Here is a 19,300-nt window from a genome sequence, read left to right as displayed (position 1 = left end):
TGGCGTGATCCTCTTAAAACGCGTCTTGAATCCAGTTAATTTGTTCGCCATCAATGGCGACCACATCGAAGCGGCAGGGGGGCTCTCCCCAGGTTTTCTGTTGCAGGTACCACTGGGCGGTCAGTCGTATCTTCCGCTGTTTACTGGCAGTGACCGAGGCGGCCGCACCCCCGAAGCCCGGCCGCTGGCGATACTTGACCTCAATAAACAGCAACTGCTCGCCCTGTTGCATGATGAGGTCGATCTCACCAAACCGGCAATGGACGTTGCGGTCGATCAACCGAACGCCGTGAGACTGCAGAAAGTCACACGCCTGTTGCTCCGCCCAAGCTCCCTGCGTCCGCATCCGTCACTCTCCCTGGAGGGCGCCCCGGCGATACTTGCCCCAGCTCAGCTGGCGCAGCAACTGGCCCTTGCTGTCGACGGTGAACTGGCCGGAGAGACCTCGCATCTGGTAGCCGGTGAACACCCGCATCTGGGCCAGGCGGTCGATCAGGCCCCAACTGTCGTAGCCCATCGCGTAGAGGCGTTGAAGCGCCAGCGAGCGCTCAGGCCACAGGGTGACGGCCTGCTGGCGTTGGGCATTGTCGCTCAACAACCAGGGCATGTCACTGAGGCTCAGCCCCTCCAGTTCACCGGCGATCTGCTGGTTGGCCAGCTCGCCATGGGCCCGGCTGCTGCCATAGAGGGCGAGGGGGTCGGCAAATACGGCGATATTGGCATCCACGAAGGGCTTGAGCAGACGAACTTCATCCCCATTGGCGACCAGGTACAGCCCATCAATGTCCCGCCGGGAGCGGAAGTCGGCCTGGGTCGTGTTGCCAAACAGCTTACGGATACTCGCGATGCGAGCCTCGCTTTCATCGACGTGGAGGGCGGACTGCACGGTGCCACGGATCTGGTCGTTATTGCGGAAATAGTGGATCTCCACCGGATCGTCGCTGTGTGCCTGCCACTGGGCCTGGAACTGCTCCGCCATCCGTTGCCCGGTAGTGTTGCCCGAGGCCAGGATCAGTGGGTGGGTGATGCCGTCATGCCACATCCGGTCGGCGGCCTGACGCGCCTCGGTTTCCGGATCCAGCGAGAAGAAGAACAGGTGCTCCTCGCTGTTGCCGTTGGGGGCCTGGTTGAGGGCCAACAGGGGAACCTCCTGCCCATATACCTCCAGTAAGGCATCGACGTTGCCGCGCAGCAGGGGCCCGATCACGAACTCGGCGCCTTCATCCAGAGCCAGACGATAGGCATCGGCAACCGGCATCGTTTCCGTGTCATAAAACCGCATGGTGCGGGATTCAGGTTGTGCCAGCAGGTTGGCCAGCAGCCCCTGCTGGATCGCTTTGGCCTGGTTGGCAAACTGGCCGCTCAAGGGAAGGAGCACGGCCACGGTGTTTGGGCGGTAGGGCTGAACATTGAGGGCCCGCTCCAGATCATCCGGCAGTCTGCGCGCTGCGGGGTGACGGGGGTGGGCGGATTGCCACCGGGCCAGCTCGGACAGCATGGTGTTCGGTTGTACCCCGTAATGCTGGGCCAGCCAGGCCAGCTCCAGCCAGGCTCGCCATTCCGCCTCCTGAGTAGCGGCCATCGCCGCTTTCAGGGACTCATCCGGCAGGCCGGAGAGCAGCGACCAGATCCGGTCGTCGTTCTGTGACAGCAGGTCGGGGGTCAGGTAGCGGCCCAGTTGATAATGTCCCAGTGCCTGCCCAAGGGGATCACCACTTTGCTGAGAGTAGCGAATGCTAATGGCATAGCGGTCGCGCCATTGAGCGGGGGAGAGCGCCCAACCTGCTGGCCAGTTTAGCCAGCTCATGACGCTGTCTCGGGCACCGCTCTCCAGTGCCAAGCGAGCCCGCAGCAATCGATACTCCGCCTGCAGCGCCCCTTGCTGGGGTAGCCGCGCTTCAATGGCGTCGAGCAGATTACTGGCGGCGCCGAGCTGGCCCTGCTGAAGTTGGTCCCGGGCGGCAAGAAGCAGGTAGCTGAGCTGCTGCGTCCCCTCGCTGCTTTCCGCCAGCGCCAGGTAGTCGTCGGCGGACTGGGTGGCGCTGCCCAGGGTAATGCTGGGTTTTCGAGCCGGTGGTGGTGAGTCCGGAGCGCTGGCACACCCTCCCAGCGTCAGCAGCAGTAGGGCGATAACACCTCGGCGGCCACCGTGACACGCAGGGTGCGACAGCAAGTTAAAACAATGACTTTTCACCGGCTCAATCCCGTCTGATAGAATAAGTGGGATAGTTTAACCGCCCGGTTGACGTAAACCAATCGCCGCACTTCCCCGCCACTATGAAGGTACCCCGTGTTATGCCTGCCGATTCCGTTTCTGCCGTGCTTTATATCGTTCCGACCCCCATCGGCAACCTTGGCGATATTACCCAGCGTGCCCTCGAGGTTCTGGAGTCCGTGGCCCTGATCTGCTGTGAAGATACCCGCCATAGCGGCAAGTTGTTGAGCCATTTCGGGATAAGTACCAAGACAATGGCGTTGCATGACCACAACGAGCGCCAGCGTGCCGCCAGTATCATCCATCGCCTCGATGCGGGTGAGAGTGTGGCTTTAATCTCCGATGCGGGTACGCCACTCATCTCTGATCCCGGCTACCACCTGGTCACCCAGGTGCGCGAGGCGGGCCACCAGGTGGTGCCCCTGCCCGGGGCCTGTGCCGCGACAACGGCGCTGTGCGCCGCTGGCCTTCCCTCGGACCGCTTCGCTTTCGAGGGCTTTCTACCGGCCAAGAGCAAGGCCCGGCAGGAGCGGCTGCAGAGCCTGGCCGAGGAGCCGAGGACACTGATCTTCTACGAGTCTCCACGGCGGGTCCTGGATACCTTGGCGGACCTCATTGTTGCCATGGGCGCCGAGCGACCGGTGGTACTGGCCAGGGAGCTGACCAAGAGCTTCGAAACTATCCATGGGGCGCCGGCGGCGGAGCTCAAGGCGTGGTTGGAGGAGGATGAGAACCGGACCCGCGGGGAGATGGTGATGATGGTGGGGCCCTACCGGGCTCCGGCGGACGCCTTGCCCAGTGATGCCCTGCGCACTACGGAGCTGTTGTGCCAGGAACTGCCATTGAAGAAGGCGGCTGCCCTGGCCGCCCAGATCCACAACGTTAAGAAGAACGCGCTTTACAAGTATGGCCTGGAGGCCGGCTGGTAGGGGCTTATTCAAACCTGAACGGAATAAAATCGCCGTGGTTGCCGCAAAATGATGCCTTGGTGGTGGAGCAGGGGCGCCACAGCGGTTATACTCCGCGGCCTTGGAGTTGGCCAGGCAATCGCTGCTTCGTCGTTGTGCCGGTAGATCTTCGGATTAAAAGCAGACGGGCGAGGGGGAGGAAAGTCCGGGCTCCATAGGGCAGGGTGCCAGGTAACGCCTGGGGGGCGAAAGCCTACGACCAGTGCAGCAGAGAGTAGACCGCCGATGGCCCTCTTCGGAGGGCACAGGTAAGGGTGAAAGGGTGCGGTAAGAGCGCACCGCGCGGCCAGTAATGGTTCGTGGCACGGTAAACTCCACCCGGAGCAAGACCAAATAGGCCCCCATTGGCGTGGCCCGCGTTGGGGGCGGGTAGGTTGCTTGAGCCTGGGAGCGATCCCAGGCCTAGAGGAATGATTGCCGCCTCGCAAGAGGAGACAGAACCCGGCTTATCGGCCAACTCCAACCTCATTGATGACAAAGACCCGATCCCAGGATCGGGTCTTTGTTTTTTAACTCTGAACCCCACTTCTACGGCCGATCTTTGGCATGGCAAATTCGTCGTGAACCCGCTTCGGTAGCGGGCCCGCTGGCTTGACAATATTTGCACCCTGTCCATACACTGAATCGTTGTGGGAAAAAGTGGATATATGTGGATCAAAATGGATCAATAGGACAGGGAAGACGCAATTTATGTTCCGTGGTGCCAATGCCATCGCGCTCGACAACAAAGGACGCTTGACGGTACCGACCCGGTATCGCGAGATGTTGCGCGCGCAATGTGATGGACAGATGGTGTGCACCGTCGATCTGGCTTCCCCCTGCCTGCTGCTCTATCCCCTCCCTGAGTGGGAGCGCGTCGAACAAAAGCTTCTGCAGCTCTCCGATACACTGCCTACCGAGCGTGCCTTCAAGCGCCTGCTGCTGGGCTATGCCACCGAGGTGGAGATCGACAAGGCCGGCCGCCTGTTGCTGTCGGCACCACTGCGAGACTACGCCCAACTGGAAAAACCGCTGATGCTGGTGGGGCAGCTCAACAAGTTCGAGATCTGGTCTGATACCCTTTGGCAGAGCCAGATCGCCGAGTCCCACCAGGCGGTGGGCTCCGAAGAGATTCTCAATCATCCCCGGTTACAGGACTTTTCTCTCTGATGACAGAGTCATACAAACACATCACCGTTCTGCTGGAGGAGGCCGTTAACGGCCTCAACCTGAAACCGGACGGGATCTACATCGATGGCACCTTTGGCCGTGGCGGCCATTCGCGCCATATTCTCTCTCAACTGGGGCCCCAAGGGCGCCTGATCGGTATCGACCGGGATCCCCAGGCGATCGCGGTGGGGGAACGCCTCGCCAGCGAGGATCCGCGCTTCTCCATCATCCATGGCCCCTTTTCTGGCCTGGCGGAATACGTTGAGCAGCTGGGGCTGACTGGAAAGATCGACGGCGTACTGCTGGATCTTGGGGTCTCCTCTCCTCAGCTCGATGATGCCGAGCGGGGATTCAGCTTCCTGCGTGACGGTCCCCTGGATATGAGGATGGATAATAGCCGGGGGGAGACCGCAGCCCAGTGGTTGGCCCGGGCAGAGGCCAATGACATTGCCTGGGTACTCAAAACCTTCGGCGAGGAGAAGTTTTCACGACCCATCGCCCGAAAGATCAAGGAGCACCTGGCCGAGGGACTGCCGATGGAGCGCACCAGTCACCTGGCCAAACTGATTGAGACGATGACGCCGGCGCACAAGCGGGATCAGGGCAAGCACCCGGCCACCCGCAGCTTCCAGGCGATCCGCATCTACATCAACAGTGAATTGGAGGAGATCGAATCTGCCCTCAAAGGGGCGGTATCGGTGCTGGCATCCGGCGGTCGCCTGTCGGTGATCAGCTTCCATTCGTTGGAAGACCGCCTGGTGAAGCGCTTCATGCGCAAACAGAGCCAGGGGGCGGATGCGCCCCGAGGCCTACCGCTGACCCAGGCGGAGCTCGACAAGTCCAAGGTGCTGACACTGGTGGGCAAGGCGCTCAAACCCAGTGACAGTGAGGTGGGGGATAACACCCGGGCCCGCAGTTCCGTGCTGCGGGTGGCGGAGAAACGCTAACGCCATGGCAACCCCGAATCTTGCCCGACTGATCCTGGACGACCTCTGGCACCACAAGGGCCTGCTGGCTTTGGCGTTGCTGGTGTTGCTTAGCGCGCTGGCGGTCGTGTGGTCGGCGCAGGAGTCCCGGCGCCTGACTGCGCAGTGGAATACGTTGCTGCAGCAGCGGGATCTGCTGGATGTGCAGTGGCGCCATCTGCTGCTGGAGGAGCAGACGCTGGCGGAGCACAGCCGTATCGATACGGTCGCGCGCAAACAGCTGCAGATGCATCGACCCAGCCCGGGTAAAGAGGTGGTGGTGAGGTTGCCATGAGTCGTCAGGCCAAGCAGAAACTCAAACCGACGCCGTTTCGCTGGCGCTTGCAGCTGGTATATGCGGTGATCCTGACCGTGTTCGGTGGGATCGGCGCCCGCGCGGCCTGGATCCAGGTGGTCGAGCCGGAGCGTCTGCGATACGAGAGCGATCTGCGTACCCTGCGCACCACCACCAGCGAGGTGCAACGGGGCATGATTACTGACCGTCACGGTGAAATGCTGGCGGTAAGCGTTCCGGTGATGGCGGCCTTTGCGGACCCCAAGATGGTGCGCGATGGCAACGGCTTTTCTGATCTACGGCGCTGGCGGGCACTGGCAGACGTATTGGAGCTGGACCCGGACACCTTGGTCCGACGGGTACGGGACAATCGAGGCCGTTTCCTCTATCTCAAGCGCCAGGTGACACCGGCGGTGGCGGATTACATCCGCGAACTCAAGATCCCCGGCATCGCCCTGAAGCCGGAGTCCCGCCGATACTACCCGGCGGGAGAGATCACCGGCCAGCTGATAGGGCTGACCAATATCGATGATCGGGGTATCGAGGGGCTGGAGCGCAACTTCGATGACTGGCTGACCGGTTCGCCCACCAAGACACAGATCCGTCGCGCTCGGCGTGGCGAAGTGGTGGAGACCCTGTCGGTTCTGGAGGAGGGGGAACACCCCAATGATCTGGTGCTCAGTCTCGACATGCGCCTGCAGACCCTGGCCTACAAGGCGTTGAAAAAGGCCACGGCGCTGCATATGGCCACCTCCGGCTCCCTGGTGATCATTGATGTGCCCACCGGCGAAATCCTCGCTATGGCCAATACACCCAGCTTTAACCCCAACCAGCGCAGCGACATTCAACCCTACCAGATGCGTAACCGTGCCATGACCGATGCCTATGAGCCAGGCTCCGTGGTGAAGCCCCTGGTGGTGGCGGCGGCCCTTGAAAAGGGACTGGTGCGGCACGATGACATCCTGGATACCAGCCCCGGTTGGATGCGGGTCAGCGGTGGTCTGGTGCGGGATGGGCGCAATCACGGTAAGCAAGATGTGGGCACCCTGCTGGTCAAGTCTTCCAACATCGGCATGACCAAGCTGGCCCTGCAGATGGATGTGGAGGAGCTGCTCGCCTTCTATGCCGATTTCGGTCTGGGGACCTACAGCGGGGTCAATCTTGATGGCGAGGCGACGGGAAATGTGCCTAAGCGCCATCGCTGGTCTGAACATGAGCGAGCCACCCTCTCCTTTGGCTACGGCCTCACCGCCACACCGTTGCAGCTGGCTCGGATCTACGCGGTGCTGGGAGCCGGCGGCATCGCCCGTCCCGCTTCCATCCTCAAGCAGCGGGTGGTGCCGGAGGGGGAACGGGTGTTGTCGGAACAGGTGGCTCACCAAGTCGTGGATATGCTGACCCGGGTGACGGAGCCCGGAGGAACAGCCCGTCGCGCCGCCATCGATGGTTACCGTGTGGCTGGCAAAACCGGCACCAGCCGAAAAGCGGTCGCCGGTGGGTATGGTGAAGATTACGTGACGCTCTTCGGCGGCCTGGCGCCGGCCCATAACCCTCGCCTGGCAATGGCGGTGGTGATCAATGAGCCTCAGGGTGACAGTTACTATGGCGGGACCGTCGCTGCTCCGGTGTTTGCCGAAGTGATGGCTGGCGCGCTGCAATTATTGAATGTTGAGCCGCAACTGAACCCGGCATCGGGAAGGTTGGCGGCAGTGGAACGTAGAGGGGGCGGCGATGAAGTCACTCGATGAGATCCTGGCCCTCTGGGTCGCAGCAGAAACCCGGATCCGGTTTCATCATCTGGCATTGGACAGCCGGGACGTGACGCCGGGGGACCTTTTTTGTGCGGTGGTCGGCCATCAACAGGATGGCCGCCGCTTTATCGATAGCGCCGTGGCCCAGGGGGCGGTCGCGGTGCTGTGCGAGGCGGAGCATGATGCCCGCCTTGCGGACAGGATCGGGCCCGAGGGGCAAGCGGTGCCCGTCATCGGCCTCAAAGGACTGAATGCTCGCCTCTCAGCCCTGGCGCTGCGCGCCTATCCGGACGCCGGATTGCCCAGGCTGATCGGGGTGACCGGCACCAACGGTAAGACTACGGTGACCCAGTTGATCGCCCAGTTACTGACTGCGTTGGGCCAGCGCACTGGTGTGATGGGAACCGTGGGGAACGGCTTATGGGGCGCGACGAGCCCCTCGGTGAACACCACTTCCGATGCCGTCACCGTGGCCCGCAGCATCGCCGACATGGCGAAGCAGGGCGCCGGTACGGTGGCGATGGAGATCTCAAGCCATGGCTTGAGCCAGCAGCGGGTGGCTGCGCTGCCCATTGCCTTGGGGGTGTTTACCAACCTGAGCCGGGATCACCTCGACTACCACGGCGACATGCAAAGCTACGCCGAGGCGAAGCGCGCCCTGTTCGAGATGCGCAGCCTCAATGCGGCGGTGCTCAACCTCGATGACGAGTACGGTATCCGCTGGTACTCGGAACTGCAGGGGCGACTTAGGGTGCTGGGTTACAGCGTGGATGGCGCCCATTGTGAGGGTGACCGTCTGCAGCTGAGTGATATCCGCTACCAGTCTGATGGCGTTCGGGCCCGGCTCGACTCCAGTTTTGGTCAGGGAGAACTGCACAGCCCCTTGCTGGGCAAGTTCAATCTCGCCAACCTGCTGGCGGCCCTCGGTGCCCTTCTGTTGCAGGGCTATCCGCTGGCGGAGCTGCTGGCGGTGGTGCCAAAACTCGCCCCGGCGCCAGGGCGCATGGAGTGCTTTCACCCCGATACCGGGCCTGGCCTGGTGGTAGATTACGCCCACACCCCGGACGCGCTTGAGCAAGCGTTGCAGGCATTACGGCAGCACTGCGAGGGGCAGTTGTGGTGCGTGTTCGGCTGCGGCGGTGAGCGGGACCGGGGCAAACGTCCCATCATGGCGCAGAGTGCGGAGCACTATGCCGATCGCCTGGTGATCACCGCGGATAACCCCCGCAGTGAAAGGTTTGAAGATATCGTTGCCGACATGATGCCGGGGCTGAAGCGGCCAGGGGCGGCGACAGTCATCGCCGAGCGGGCCGAAGCGGTGCGTTTCGCCTTTACGCAGGCGAGGCCTGAGGACCTGATCCTGCTGGCTGGCAAGGGGCACGAAGATTACCAACTGCTGGCCGGTGAGCGGCTCAGTTACGACGAGCGGGCTTTGGCCCGCTCCCTGGCGCAAGCTCCGGATGGGGTGGACGGCAGCAAATCGATGGAGAGGTTCTGATGATGCGAGTTTCGTTGCCGCAACTGGCTGAAGTCGTTGGCGCACAAGTGGTGCCGGATAAGGCCAGATGCCAGATAGAACGGGTCAGTACCGATACCCGAACCCTCGGAGAGGGGGCCCTGTTTGTCGCCCTGGTCGGGGAGCGCTTCGATGGCCATGACTTCATCGCACAGGCTGAGCAGGCCGGAGCTTCGGCCCTGCTGGTGAGCCGCCCGGTGGAGAGCACCCTGCCCCAACTGCGGGTGCAGGACACCCTACTGGCGCTGGGGCAGCTGGGGGCCTATTGGCGTCAGCAGGTGAACCCCTACTGCGTGGCACTCACCGGTTCCGTGGGCAAAACCTCGGTGAAGGAGATGACCGCATCCATCTTCGCCCTGGCCGGTGAGACCCTGGCTACCCGGGGTAATCTCAATAACACCATCGGTGTGCCTCTGACTCTACTTGAGCTGACGCCCGCTCATCGGTATGCGGTGATCGAGATGGGGGCCAATCATCAGGGTGAGATCCGTTACACCAGTTCACTGGTGCAGCCGGATGTGGCGATGATCAACAACATCCAGCCGGCTCACCTGGAGGGATTCGGGGGCATCGAGGGCGTCGCCAAGGCGAAGTGTGAGATTTTTGAGTACCTGGCTGACGACGGCAAGGCGGTGGTTAACCTGGATGATGATCATTGCGAAAAGGTGCTGGCGACGGTGGCAGAGCGTGACGTGATCCGCTTTTCCAGTCGTCAGGTGGCGGATATCTGGGCCGATAACGTCACCCGGGATCCCCTCAGTGGGAGCTATCACTTCCTGCTGCATCGTGGCGAGGCCTCGGTCCCGGTGCAACTGCCGGTACCCGGCCGCCACCAGGTGGACAATGCCCTGGCCGCAGCAGCGCTGGCATCGGCGGCGGATCTCAGCCTGGACCTTATCGCCGAAGGGTTGCGGGCGACGCCCCAGGTGCCCGGCCGGACCCAGTTTTATCGCCTTAGTGCCACCTTGACGGTGGTGGATGACAGCTACAACGCGAATCTCGCTTCTACCAAGGCAGCACTGGACCTGCTGTCGGAGCAGGCGGGACAGACCTTGCTGGTGTTTGGTGACATGGGGGAACTGGGGGAAGATGCTGAGTCGCATCATCGGCTGGTGGGGGAGTACGCTGCCGAGAAAGGGATTGATTACTTACTCACAGTGGGTACATTAAGCGCCTTCGCCACCGAAACCTTTGCCGGTGCCGAACATTTTTCTGGGCATGGGGAACTGATTGCCCGTCTGGAGTCCTTGGTGTCGCAGACCGATGCTCCGCTCACCGTTCTGATTAAAGGTTCACGCAGTGCCCGCATGGAGCAGATAGTGTCCGCGCTGCGTGAACGATTTTGGGAAAGCACATAATGCTGGTTTATCTCGCCGAGTACCTAACGCAGTATTACAGCGCGTTTAACGTTGTCTCCTACCTGACCTTCCGGGTCATCATGGCCCTGTTGACGGCGCTACTGTTCTGCCTGTGGAGCGGACCTAGGATGATCCGATACCTGCAGAACATGCAGATCGGCCAGGTGGTGCGTAACGACGGTCCCGAATCCCATTTCTCGAAGCGGGGTACACCCACCATGGGCGGAGTGATGATCCTCGCCGGGATCTTCGTCTCGACCCTACTGTGGGGCGATCTCACCAACCACTACGTGCTGGTGATGCTTTTTGTGCTGGGGGCTTTTGGCCTCATCGGCTACATCGATGATTACCGCAAAGTGATTCGAAAGGACCCCGCAGGGCTGATCGCACGCTGGAAATACTTCTGGCAGTCGTTGGCTGCCCTGGTGGTGGCCGTCTGGCTCTACCGTGTTACCGACCCTGCCCAGACCGTTCTGGTGGTGCCCTTTTTCAAGGATGTCATGCCTCAGTTGGGCTTGCTGTTTGTTGCCCTGGCCTATTTCACCATCGTCGGCAGCTCCAATGCGGTGAACCTGACCGATGGGCTGGACGGCCTGGCCATCGTTCCCACGGTGATGGTGGCGGCGGCCTTTGCTCTGGTGGCCTACCTCTCCGGGAACGTCAATTTCTCCGAATACCTGCACATCCCGCATCTACCCGGTGCCGGCGAGATGGGCGTTGTGGCCACCGCCATGGTGGGGGCGGGGCTTGGCTTTCTCTGGTTTAACACTTACCCCGCCCAGGTGTTTATGGGTGACGTGGGCTCCCTGGCCCTGGGTGCCGGACTCGGCGCGATGGCGGTTCTGACCCGGCAGGAGATCCTCCTGGTGATCATGGGTGGGATCTTCGTGGTGGAGACGCTCTCGGTGATTCTGCAGGTGGGATCGTTCAAAACACGGGGTAAGCGGATCTTCCGCATGGCCCCTATCCATCACCACTTCGAACTGAAGGGGTGGCCGGAGCCGCGGGTGATCGTGCGTTTCTGGATCATCTCCCTGTGCCTGGTGCTGTTGGGTCTGGCGACCCTGAAGGTGCGCTAAGATGATGCCCGCTACCCTGGTTCTCGGTTTAGGGCTGACTGGCCTCTCCTGCGTGCGCTTCCTGCACCGGCAGGGTGAGGCGGTGGCGGTGTGGGATACCCGCTCTGTCCCGCCCGGGGTAGATCAGCTCGCCGACGAGTTCCCTGGGGTGGCGCTCTATACCGGCCCCTTCGATGAGCAGCAGCTGTGTCAGGCGAAGCGACTGGTGGTCAGTCCCGGGATCCCGCTTGCTATGCCTGCCCTGGTGCGGGCCGCACAGGCCGGGGTGGAGATCCTCGGGGATATCGAACTCTTTGCCCGACATGCGGACGCCCCTGTGGTGGCGATCACCGGTTCCAACGGGAAATCCACGGTCACCCGCTGGGTGGGCGAGATGGCTTCGGCCGCAGGCTGGTCTGTCGGGGTCGGGGGCAATATCGGTACTCCGGCGCTGGATCTGCTGGGCCAGGGCCATCGGCTCTATGTGCTGGAGCTTTCCAGCTTTCAACTGGAAACCACGCACAGCCTCGATTGCGTTGCCGCCACCGTACTCAATGTCAGTGATGACCACCTGGATCGTTACGACAGCTACCAGCACTACCGAGATACCAAGCTCAGGCTTTATGAGCAGGCCCGTCTCTGTGTCACTAACCGTGCTGATCCGGATACCCAGGCGCCAGAGGGCGCGGCGCAGCTGAGCTTTGGCCTCTCTGCCCCGGAGGGGGAGGAGGATTACGGGATCCTCGATGCTTGGTTATGCCAGGGGGCGATCCCGCTGTTCCCCTGTTCCGAGCTGGGACTGGTGGGCGAGCACAACCAGGCCAACGCCTTGGCAGCGATGGCACTGGCCCGCGCTGCCGGGATTCCCATGGCCGGCATAGAGCAGGCACTCAGAGGGTATCGTGGCCTGCCCCACCGTTGCGAGCTGGTGGCGGTCCGCCACGGGGTGACATACATCAACGATTCCAAAGCCACTAACGTCGGGGCGACACTGGCAGCCCTGGAGGGGCTGCTTGGGGGACCAGGCAGGCTTATTTTGATCGCCGGTGGGGATGCCAAGGGGGCGGATCTCGGTGCGCTGGCGCCGGCGCTGGCTCGGGTCCACAAGCTCTATACCCTGGGCCAGGATGGTGAGGCTCTGGCAAGTCTCAAGCCTGGGGCCGTGAGGGTGGACTCCCTGACCGAAGCAGTCTCCCTGGCTTCGGCCGAGGCTAAAGCCGGAGACCGGGTCCTTCTTTCCCCCGCGTGTGCCAGTCTGGACATGTTCAATAACTTTGAACACCGTGGCGCCTGTTTTGTCGCCGCGTTAGAGGCGCTGTCGTGATGGTCGGTCTCGGGCAACGTCTGGAGGGCCTGGCCCGGGCCAGCGCCGGGGTGGCGGTAGGCTCCAAAGAGGAGGCCAGAGCGCTGTATGACCGTGGCCTGCTGACGCTGGTTCTGACCCTGATGGCGCTGGGGCTGCTGATGGTGGCTTCCGCATCCATGCCGGAAGCCACCCGGCTGACCGGCAACCCTTATTACTTCATTCAGCGCCAGCTCATTTTCCTGCTTGGGGCGGTGGTGATCTTGGCGATGGTGGTGCAGATCCCGATCCGTTTCTGGGAGCGCTACAGCGCCTTGTTGATGCTGGTCGGGATGGCCAGCTTGGTGGCGGTGCTGCTGATTGGTCGCACCGTTAACGGGGCGACGCGCTGGATCCCGCTCGGGCCCATCAACTTTCAGGTGGCCGAGCTGGCCAAGCTCTCCCTGCTGGTGTTCCTGGCCGGTTACCTAGTTCGGCGTCATCAGCAGGTGCGAGAGAACCTGAGCGGTTTTGCCAAACCCCTGGTGGTGTTCGCGCTATACGGCGTCTTGCTGATTGCCCAGCCGGATCTGGGTAGCACCGTGGTGCTGTTCGTGACCGCCACCGGGATGCTGTTTCTTGGCGGCGCCCGGGTGGTGCATTTCGTCGGGTTGATCGTGGCGGGGGGATTGAGCATCGTCGCGCTGATCTACACCTCGCCCTACCGGGTGAAGCGGATGACCTCCTTCACCGACCCCTGGGAGGATCCCTTCGGCGCCGGCTACCAGCTGACCCAGTCGCTGATGGCCTATGGGCGGGGCGACTGGTTTGGCGAGGGGCTGGGTAACAGCATCCAGAAGATGGATTACCTGCCGGAGGCCCACACCGATTTTATCTTCGCCGTGCTTGGCGAGGAGCTGGGTTTTGTCGGCGTCATCACGGTGATGGCGCTGCTGCTGTTCCTGGCGCTGAGGGCGCTGAGGATAGGCCACCTGGCACTCAAGCATGATCAGGCCTTTGCCGGGTATCTCGCCTACGGCATCGGGATCTGGTTCAGTTTTCAGACTGCCGTCAACATCGGTGCCAGCGTCGGGGCCCTGCCCACTAAGGGGCTTACCCTGCCGCTGGTTTCCTACGGTGGCAGTAGCTTATGGATCATGACGGTTGCCGTAGCACTGTTGCTGAGGATCGATCATGAGCGGCGAATGGCGAATGTTTCCCACGCCAGCCCGGAGAGGGCAAAGAAGCAACGTAAACGGAGAGGCAGTGCGAATGAACAAGTCGCCTAAACGCCTGATGGTCATGGCTGGCGGCACCGGGGGACACGTGTTCCCGGCGCTGGCGGTGGCCCGCCGCCTGCGGGAGCAGGGATGGGAGGTGCTCTGGTTGGGCACCGAGGAGCGGATGGAGGCACGGCTTGTCCCTCAGCACGGCTTCGCGATCCGCTTCATCGATATCAAGGGGGTGCGGGGCAATGGCTTGTGGCGCAAGTTGCAGGCTCCGCTGCAGATCCTCAAGGCCATTGGCCAGGCGCTGTCGATCCAGCGCGAATTTAAGCCGGATGTGGTGCTGGGAATGGGGGGCTACGCCGCTGGCCCGGGAGGGATCGCCGCCTGGTTGCGTCGTACCCCGCTGGTCCTGCATGAGCAGAATGCGGTGGCCGGTGCCACCAACCGGATCCTGGCCCGCTTTGCCCGCCGCGTCCTGACCGCCTTTGATGGCGTGTTGCCCAACGCCGAGCGGGTGGGGAACCCGGTCCGGGAGGAGCTGGTGGCCATTGGCCAACAGGCCAGCGAGGCCCCTGGCGAGCAGCTGAAGATCCTGGTGGTGGGGGGCAGTTTGGGGGCCAAAGTGCTGAACGAAACTGTGCCCGCAGCAGTGGGCAAGATCGCCTCCGAGGCCAGCATTACCGTTTGGCACCAGGTGGGTCGCGGCAACCGCAATGCGGTGGCGCAGATCTGGCAGGAGCGGGCCCCCGGTGTTGGTGCCCAGATTGCCGAGTTTATCGATGACATGGCGGCGGCGTACGCCTGGGCCGACCTGGTGATCTGTCGTGCCGGCGCCCTGACCGTCGCGGAGCTTGCGGCCGCCGGCCGGCCCTCGGTGCTGGTCCCCTTTCCGCACGCGGTGGATGACCACCAGACCCGCAACGCCCAGGCGTTGGTGGACGATGGAGCAGCGGTGTTGATCCCGCAGTCCGAATTAACCCCTCAGGTGCTGGCGGACCAGCTTCAGCAGTGGCTGCAGCAGCCGCAGCGCCTGCAAGCGATGGCCCGGGCGGCGCGACTGAGCGCCGTACCGGATGCCACCGAAAGAGTGGCCAGGGTGTGTGAGTCCCTGGCCCGGAGAAAGCAGTAATGAGTCAATACAGAGCCAAGGGGCCAACTCCGGCCGGTGCCATGGGCCGGGTCAAGCGGATCCATTTTGTTGGGATCGGCGGTGCCGGCATGGGCGGGATAGCCGAAGTCCTGGCGAACGAGGGTTACCAGATCAGTGGATCCGACATCGCCCAGAACCCGGTAACCAAGCGCCTGGTTGAGGTCGGTGCCAAGGTCCATATCGGTCACGACGCCCGCTGGGTCGATGGGGTCGATGTGGTGGTGGTTTCCACCGCCATTAACGAAGCCAACCCGGAGATCGCCGCCGCCCGGGCCGCCCGCATCCCGGTGGTGCGCCGCGCTGAAATGCTGGCTGAGCTGATGCGGTTTAGGCACGGCATTGCCATCGCCGGTACCCATGGAAAAACCACCACCACCAGCCTGACCGCCAGCCTGTTTGGCGAAGCGCAGCTGGACCCCACCTTTGTCATCGGTGGCAAGCTCAACAGCGCCGGCACCAACGCCAAGCTGGGCCAGAGCCACTACCTGGTGGCGGAGGCAGATGAGTCTGACGCCAGCTTCCTGCACCTGCAGCCGATGCTGTCGGTGGTCACCAACATCGAGCCGGATCACATGGATACCTACGGGGGGGACATCAACACCCTGTATGACACCTTCGTCGAGTTCCTGCACAACCTGCCCTTCTACGGCACCGCGGTGATGTGCCTGGATGATCCCGGTGTGCAGGCGGTACTGCCCAGGGTTTCCCGTCGGGTGGTGACCTACGGGTTCTCTCCGGAGGCGGATATCCGGGCCGAGGAGTTTGTCCAGGTGGGGACACGCAGCCAGTTCACCCTGGTGCGGCCTCAGCGGGAGCCACTGCGACTGGTTCTGAATCTGCCGGGTCGACACAACGTTCAGAACGCGCTGGCCGCCATCGCTGTGGCGATGGAGGAGGGGGTCGAGGATGAGGTGCTGCTCAAGGTGCTTTCCGAGTTCCAGGGCATTGGCCGCCGCTTCCAGCAGTATGGTGAGTTTGATACCGGAGTCGGCCAGGTTCGCCTGGTGGACGATTATGGTCACCACCCCAGCGAAGTACTGGCCACCGTACGTGCCGCCCGTGCCAGCTGGCCGGAAAGACGGCTGGTAATGGTGTACCAGCCCCATCGCTACAGTCGTACCCGGGATCTTTACGAGGACTTCTGTGCCGTCCTGGCGGAGGTAGATCTGCTGCTGCTGATGGAGGTTTACAGTGCCGGTGAGGATCCCATTCCCGGCGCCGACAGCCGTGCTCTCTGCCGTTCCATTCGCCTGCGGGGTCTGGATCCCGTATACGTGCCCGGGCCTGAGGCGCTGCCGGCACTGCTGGCTGCACAGCTGCAGGATGGGGATGTGGTCCTGACCCAGGGCGCCGGCAATGTGGGGGCGGTGGCCAAGCAGTTGGCCGATCTGGGCATGTCGGTAGAGAAGATGAAGCAGGAGCCTGAAGGTGAGTGAAGTAATGAAGATTTCGGCGGGTAAAGTCGCCGTACTGTTCGGCGGCAAGAGCGCCGAGCGGGAGGTTTCCCTGAACTCCGGTACCGCAGTCCTTCAGGGGCTTCAGCGGGCGGGTGTGGATGCCTACCCCTTCGATCCCGCAACCCGGCCACTGGCAGAGCTGGCGGCCTTCGATACGGCGTTCGTGGTACTGCATGGCCGTGGGGGCGAGGATGGCAGTGTCCAGGGGGCCCTGGAGCTGATGGGGATCCCCTATACCGGTTCTCGCATCATGGGCTGCGCGGTGGCGATGGACAAGGTGCGAACCAAGTGGTTGTGGCGAGGCTTGGACCTGCCCACCGCCAAGTTCGAGGTTGTTGAAAAAGAAAAGTTTTGTGATAAAGACGCGGCCGCTATAATGGCCCGCCTGGGTAGCCCTGTGATGGTCAAACCTGCTAACGAGGGCTCCTCGGTGGGAATGGCCAAGGCGTCGGATCCCGATGCGCTGCTGGGCGCTGTCCAGTCCGCACTCAAGTACGACAACACCGTGCTGATCGAGGCCTGGATCCATGGTCCGGAATACACGGTGGCGATTTTGGATGGTCAGGCACTGCCGGTGATCCGGATGGAAACGGACCACGAGTTCTACGACTACGACGCCAAGTATGTGACCGGCGATACCCGCTATCTCATCCCCTGCGGTCTGTCGCAGGCTGAGGAGTTGGCGATGCAGGAGCTGGCGCTGAAGGCATTTGCCTCCGTAGGTGGCGGGGGCTGGGGCCGGGTGGACGTGATGCGCGATGCCGAGGGTAATTTCCAACTGCTGGAGGTGAATACGGTACCGGGGATGACCGAAACCAGCCTGGTGCCCAAAGCGGCGGCAGCGGCGGGGATCGATTTTGATTCCCTGGTGGTTCGCATTCTGGACTTGGCTCGGTAAACCGATGAGCGGTCACGCGTTGCCCCAACTGCACACCGACAGGGTCAACTGGACACTGTGGGGGGGGCTGCTCTTCCTACTTATGGTGTTGGCGATCCTGGTCCTGGGAGCGCGTTGGCTGACGGCCTTCGCCGCAAATGCGGATCGCCTGCCGGTGGAGGAGCTGGCGCTGATCGGAGAGCGACGCTTCACCGCCGATGAGGAGGTGCGTGAGGCAGTCCGTGAGTTGGAGCAGTGGTCGCTCTTTACCGCCGATGTGGCGCAGATCCGTGAGGCCCTGACCGCCCTGCCCTGGGTGGACCGGGCAGCGGTGCGGCGGGAGTGGCCTAACCGGCTCAGGGTTTACCTGGTGGAGCAGGTGCCGGTGGCTCGCTGGCACAACGGCGATTGGTTGAATGACCGGGCGGAGCCTTTTGCTGCGCCGCCGAGGCCGGACCTGTCCCACCTTCCCCTCCTGGCCGGGCCGGATGGCAGCGCGGAGAAAGTTTGGCAAATGTGGCAGCAACTCTCTGAGTTACTGGCTTTAAATGGTCTTACAGGGCAAGCTCTACAGCTGAACCATCGCCACGCCTGGACCCTGCGTCTGGACAGTGGCATCGAGCTGGCCCTGGGGCGTGAAGACACCCTGGCGCGCGCTCAACGATTTATTGATCTCTGGCCGAGGCTGGAGCAGGAAGGGAAACCCGTTCAGCGGGTGGATTTACGGTATGACACGGGACTGGCCGTGCGTTGGCAGGATGAGGATCAATGACCAATAGCCAAGACAGCAACGTCTTTATTGTCGGGTTGGACATCGGCACCGCGCAGACGACTGCGGTGATCGGTGAAGTGCTGCCGGATGGTGAGATCAGCATCGTCGGCATGGGCACTCAGCCCTCGCGTGGCATGGACAAAGGCGGTGTTAACGATCTCGACTCGGTAACGCGCAGCGTCAGCCTGGCCCTGAACCAGGCGTCCAGTATCGCCGAGTGCGAAGTGGCGTCGGTCTACCTGAGCATTTCGGGTCACCATATCAGCGGCCAAAACGAGAAGGGGATGGTGCCCATCGGTGGTGTGGAGGTGTCCCAGGACGAGGTCGATGAGGTGATCCATACCGCGCAGTCGGTGAAGATCCCCACGGAGCGCCAGATCCTCCATGTGCTTCCGCAGGAGTACACCATTGATGAGCTGGAGGGGATCCGCTCCCCGGTCGGGATGTCCGGAATGCGGATGGAGGCCAACGTTCACCTGGTGACCGGGTCAAGCGACTGGGCTCGCAACATCACCAAGTGTGTTGAGCGCTGCGACGTGACTGTGGACGAGTTGGTGTTTTCCGGTATCGCCTCGGCCCAGGCGGTGCTGACCGAAGATGAAAAAGACCTTGGTGTCTGCGTCGTGGATATCGGCGCCGGGACCACCGACATCGCCATCTACTCAGGTGGTGCCCTGCGGTTTTGCGCGGTACTGCCGGTAGCGGGTAACCAGGTGACCAGTGACATCGCCAAGATCTTCCGCACGCCGCTCAACCATGCGGAGCAGATCAAGGTGGAGTTTGCCTGCGCCCGCTCCGCCCTGGTCAGTCAGGAGGAGAACATCGAGGTACCCTCCGTAGGTGGCCGGCCCGCCCGCAGTATGTCCCGCCACACGCTGGCGGAGGTGGTGGAACCCCGGTACCAGGAGCTGTTTGAACTGGTGGCTGACACACTGCGCAGCAGTGGCCTGGAGGATCAGATCGCCGCAGGCATTGTTCTGACCGGTGGTACCGCGCAGATCGAAGGTGCGGAAACCGTGGCAGAGGAGATGTTTGGCATGCCGGTGCGCATGGCCCAGCCTTTGCCGCTGAAAGGCTTGAATGAATACATACGGGAGCCCAGTTACGCCACGGCGGTGGGGCTCTTGCACTACGGGGCCGAACGGCTGCGCAAGAAAGCGCAGTATCAGGCGCCAAAGAACGGATTTGGCCAGTTGCTGGGCAGGATGCAGAGCTGGTTCAAAGGTGAGTTTTAAACAGGACGCGGGCAAATGGAGAG

17 protein-coding genes and 1 other RNA gene are annotated in these 19,300 nt (G+C 62.5%); 16 read left to right on the top strand and 2 right to left on the bottom strand.

The window, feature by feature from the left end; translation table 11 throughout:
- Positions 1 to 13 precede the first annotated feature (13 nt).
- On the bottom strand, positions 14 to 346 hold the full coding sequence (locus tag ABD997_RS13905) for a YraN family protein (protein ID WP_345317714.1): 333 nt from the start codon (positions 344 to 346) through the stop codon (positions 14 to 16).
- A 3-nt stretch (positions 347 to 349) separates the two neighbouring features.
- Positions 350 to 2,194: a penicillin-binding protein activator gene (locus ABD997_RS13900; protein ID WP_345317713.1), complete on the bottom strand. Its 1,845-nt coding sequence runs from the start codon at positions 2,192 to 2,194 to the stop codon at positions 350 to 352.
- Positions 2,195 to 2,295: 101 nt separating this feature from the next.
- On the opposite strand from ABD997_RS13900, the gene rsmI reads away from it, so the two are divergent.
- The 16 genes from rsmI to ftsA all read left to right on the top strand — a co-directional run bounded on the left by rsmI (position 2,296) and on the right by ftsA (position 19,277).
- Positions 2,296 to 3,144 (top strand): 16S rRNA (cytidine(1402)-2'-O)-methyltransferase, encoded by an 849-nt coding sequence (gene rsmI / locus ABD997_RS13895; RefSeq protein WP_345317712.1) that lies wholly within the window; start codon positions 2,296 to 2,298, stop codon positions 3,142 to 3,144.
- 102 nt (positions 3,145 to 3,246) lie between these two features.
- An RNA gene (gene rnpB, locus ABD997_RS13890) (RNase P RNA component class A) lies at positions 3,247 to 3,648 on the top strand.
- A gap of 225 nt (positions 3,649 to 3,873) precedes the next feature.
- A complete protein-coding gene (gene mraZ, locus ABD997_RS13885) occupies positions 3,874 to 4,332 on the top strand; it encodes a division/cell wall cluster transcriptional repressor MraZ (RefSeq protein ID WP_345317711.1) in 459 nt (152 codons plus the stop codon).
- The gene (gene rsmH, locus ABD997_RS13880; RefSeq protein ID WP_345317710.1) at positions 4,332 to 5,279 is read left to right on the top strand and encodes a 16S rRNA (cytosine(1402)-N(4))-methyltransferase RsmH; all 948 of its coding nucleotides are present in this window, start codon (positions 4,332 to 4,334) and stop codon (positions 5,277 to 5,279) included. Before mraZ ends, rsmH begins: the two co-directional genes overlap by 1 nt.
- 4 nt (positions 5,280 to 5,283) lie before the next feature.
- Positions 5,284 to 5,592 (top strand): cell division protein FtsL, encoded by a 309-nt coding sequence (ftsL, locus tag ABD997_RS13875; RefSeq protein WP_345317709.1) that lies wholly within the window; start codon positions 5,284 to 5,286, stop codon positions 5,590 to 5,592.
- Positions 5,589 to 7,340: a peptidoglycan D,D-transpeptidase FtsI family protein gene (locus tag ABD997_RS13870; protein WP_345317708.1), complete on the top strand. Its 1,752-nt coding sequence runs from the start codon at positions 5,589 to 5,591 to the stop codon at positions 7,338 to 7,340. The genes ftsL and ABD997_RS13870 overlap by 4 nt, the downstream gene beginning before the upstream one ends.
- Positions 7,324 to 8,841 (top strand): UDP-N-acetylmuramoyl-L-alanyl-D-glutamate--2,6-diaminopimelate ligase, encoded by a 1,518-nt coding sequence (gene murE, locus ABD997_RS13865; protein WP_345317707.1) that lies wholly within the window; start codon positions 7,324 to 7,326, stop codon positions 8,839 to 8,841. The genes ABD997_RS13870 and murE overlap by 17 nt, the downstream gene beginning before the upstream one ends.
- Positions 8,841 to 10,217, top strand: a complete 1,377-nt coding sequence (locus tag ABD997_RS13860) for a UDP-N-acetylmuramoyl-tripeptide--D-alanyl-D-alanine ligase (protein WP_345317706.1) — start codon at positions 8,841 to 8,843, stop codon at positions 10,215 to 10,217. The genes murE and ABD997_RS13860 overlap by 1 nt, the downstream gene beginning before the upstream one ends.
- The gene (gene mraY / locus ABD997_RS13855) at positions 10,217 to 11,296 is read left to right on the top strand and encodes a phospho-N-acetylmuramoyl-pentapeptide-transferase (protein ID WP_345317705.1); all 1,080 of its coding nucleotides are present in this window, start codon (positions 10,217 to 10,219) and stop codon (positions 11,294 to 11,296) included. The genes ABD997_RS13860 and mraY overlap by 1 nt, the downstream gene beginning before the upstream one ends.
- 1 nt (position 11,297) lies before the next feature.
- The gene (gene murD, locus ABD997_RS13850) at positions 11,298 to 12,599 is read left to right on the top strand and encodes a UDP-N-acetylmuramoyl-L-alanine--D-glutamate ligase (protein ID WP_345317704.1); all 1,302 of its coding nucleotides are present in this window, start codon (positions 11,298 to 11,300) and stop codon (positions 12,597 to 12,599) included.
- On the top strand, positions 12,599 to 13,846 hold the full coding sequence (gene ftsW, locus ABD997_RS13845) for a cell division protein FtsW (protein ID WP_425557080.1): 1,248 nt from the start codon (positions 12,599 to 12,601) through the stop codon (positions 13,844 to 13,846). Before murD ends, ftsW begins: the two co-directional genes overlap by 1 nt.
- Positions 13,830 to 14,915, top strand: a complete 1,086-nt coding sequence (gene murG, locus ABD997_RS13840; RefSeq protein ID WP_345317702.1) for an undecaprenyldiphospho-muramoylpentapeptide beta-N-acetylglucosaminyltransferase — start codon at positions 13,830 to 13,832, stop codon at positions 14,913 to 14,915. Before ftsW ends, murG begins: the two co-directional genes overlap by 17 nt.
- On the top strand, positions 14,915 to 16,372 hold the full coding sequence (gene murC, locus ABD997_RS13835) for a UDP-N-acetylmuramate--L-alanine ligase (protein WP_345317701.1): 1,458 nt from the start codon (positions 14,915 to 14,917) through the stop codon (positions 16,370 to 16,372). Before murG ends, murC begins: the two co-directional genes overlap by 1 nt.
- A 4-nt stretch (positions 16,373 to 16,376) precedes the next feature.
- Positions 16,377 to 17,291 (top strand): D-alanine--D-alanine ligase, encoded by a 915-nt coding sequence (locus ABD997_RS13830; protein ID WP_345317810.1) that lies wholly within the window; start codon positions 16,377 to 16,379, stop codon positions 17,289 to 17,291.
- 4 nt (positions 17,292 to 17,295) lie between these two features.
- Complete coding sequence (locus tag ABD997_RS13825; RefSeq protein WP_345317700.1) at positions 17,296 to 18,042, top strand: cell division protein FtsQ/DivIB; 747 nt, start codon at positions 17,296 to 17,298, stop codon at positions 18,040 to 18,042.
- Positions 18,039 to 19,277, top strand: a complete 1,239-nt coding sequence (gene ftsA / locus ABD997_RS13820; RefSeq protein WP_345317699.1) for a cell division protein FtsA — start codon at positions 18,039 to 18,041, stop codon at positions 19,275 to 19,277. Before ABD997_RS13825 ends, ftsA begins: the two co-directional genes overlap by 4 nt.
- The last annotated feature ends 23 nt before the right edge of the window (positions 19,278 to 19,300 follow it).

Origin of the sequence: Ferrimonas gelatinilytica, assembly GCF_039544205.1 — a bacterium.
Classification (GTDB): domain Bacteria; phylum Pseudomonadota; class Gammaproteobacteria; order Enterobacterales; family Shewanellaceae; genus Ferrimonas; species Ferrimonas gelatinilytica.
The sequence above is the reverse complement of the archived record's forward strand: the minus strand, read 5'-3'. Positions and strand labels throughout refer to the sequence as shown.